The sequence below is a fragment of the Paenibacillus forsythiae T98 genome (genome assembly GCF_000520735.1).
Lineage (GTDB): Bacteria > Bacillota > Bacilli > Paenibacillales > Paenibacillaceae > Paenibacillus_AQ > Paenibacillus_AQ forsythiae.
The window spans coordinates 1-1,732 of record NZ_ASSC01000525.1 but is presented as its reverse complement, the minus strand read 5'-3'; the positions used below and the strand labels follow the sequence as shown (position 1 = coordinate 1,732).

The window sequence follows — 1,732 nt, the reverse complement described above, 5'->3', positions numbered from 1 at the left end:
CTCCCCCGCCGCTTCACCGGACACCGCCGCCCAGGTCCAAGGGTCGCCAAGAAGCCGGGGCCGCTCGGCAATCTCCCGGAGGTAGCGTCCCCATTCATTTTTGCCGAGCACCGGCTCCCACCACACCTTGCGCGGCTTGTACTTGTGGCCGAGGAAATAATCGAGCTTCATGAGGCCCGTGATGATCTCCATCTCCGGCGCGCCGCGCTCAAGCAGAAATTCGTTCAGCCGGGTGAACAGATCCTCCAGTTGATGCCCGATCTTTTGCCAGCCCCGCGCTTCCCAGTAATCGCCGAACTCCTGGAAGAAGTCGAACGGGGAATCAAAAATATGCCGCATCAAATACTTGACCGTATGGTCCAGCCGATGGCTGTTCCAGTATTTTTCCAGTACATCCTCCAGCCGCTTCAGCCGCATGATGTCCGGGAACGGCATCACATGGGTGCTCAGGATTTCATACGGCGCATGCTCCATGTAGACATAATCATACCTCGCCGCCTGGGCGCGCAGCCCGGTGCCGCGCAGCATTTTGAGAAAGCCGAGCTGAAGCTCCTCCGGCTCCATGGCGAACACGTCGTTGAAGGTCTTGCGGAAGGTCGCGTAATCCTCCATCGGCAGGCCCGCGATCAGATCGAGATGCTGGTCGATATTGCCGCTCTCCTTGATCTTCATCACTGTCCGGGACAGCTTGGCAAAGTTCTGGCGCCGCTTGACCAGCTCGTTCGTCTCGTCATTGGTCGACTGCACGCCGATCTCGAAGCGAAAGATGCCGGGAGGGGCATTGTTGGACAAAAAGTCCAGCACCTCGGGCCGCATAATGTCGGCGGTAATCTCGAACTGGAAGACGCAGCCGCCATGGTTGTCGATCAGGAACCGGAACATTTCCAGCGCGTACTCCCGGTTGATGTTGAAGGTGCGGTCCAGGAACTTGATCGTCTTCGCCCCATTCTCAATCAGATACAGCAAGTCCGCCTTGACCCGCTCAATATCGTAATACCGGACGCCCACCTCGACGCTGGACAGACAGAACTGGCAGTTGAACGGACAGCCCCGGCTGGTTTCGAAATAGGTGATTCTCTTGCCAAGGTAAGGCAAATCTTCCGCAAAACGGTGCGGCGACGGCAGCGTGTTCAGATCCGACTTGGGGCGCGGAGGGTTCACGATCACTTCTTCGCCCTTGCGGTAAGCCGTTCCGTACACAAAATGATACTTGCGGCCATCCCGCAGCTCCTGGAGCAGATGATGGAACGTCTCTTCTCCGTCGCCGCAGACGATGAAGTCAATGCCCGGCTCACGGTCCATCCAGTACAGCGGCTCATAAGACACTTCCGGTCCTCCGAGAACGATGGAGATGTCCGGCATGACTTTCTTCAGGATACCGATCAGCTTGATCGTCTCCTCAATGTTCCATATATAGCATGAGAATCCAATTACATCCGGAGCCTTTCGGAACAGGTCGGATACGATGTTCATCGCCGGGTCCTTGATCGTGTACTCCGCCAGCTGAATGTCGAATTCATGCTGACTGTAAGCCTTGAGCAGACGGATGGCCAACGAGGTGTGAATATACTTGGCGTTCAGTGTGGCCAGGACGATCTTCATGCCGCGCATGCCCCTTTACGTTTCATTTGAATACAATTCGCTCTGAAAAAAATCCAGAAATGCCTTCCCGTACTTCCGGTATTTCACTTCCCCGACGCCCTTTACCTTCATCATGTCTTCTTCCGTTTGA

At 55.8% G+C, this 1,732-nt stretch carries 2 protein-coding genes; both read right to left on the bottom strand.

Going from position 1 to position 1,732, the window contains the following annotated elements; translation table 11 throughout:
• On the bottom strand, positions 1 to 1,602 hold a 1,602-nt coding region (locus L692_RS0116185), incomplete at its 3' end, for a B12-binding domain-containing radical SAM protein (protein WP_025701171.1).
• Positions 1,603 to 1,617: 15 nt separating this feature from the next.
• The coding region (locus L692_RS34050; RefSeq protein ID WP_156940466.1) for an HRDC domain-containing protein at positions 1,618 to 1,732 on the bottom strand (115 nt) is incomplete at its 5' end.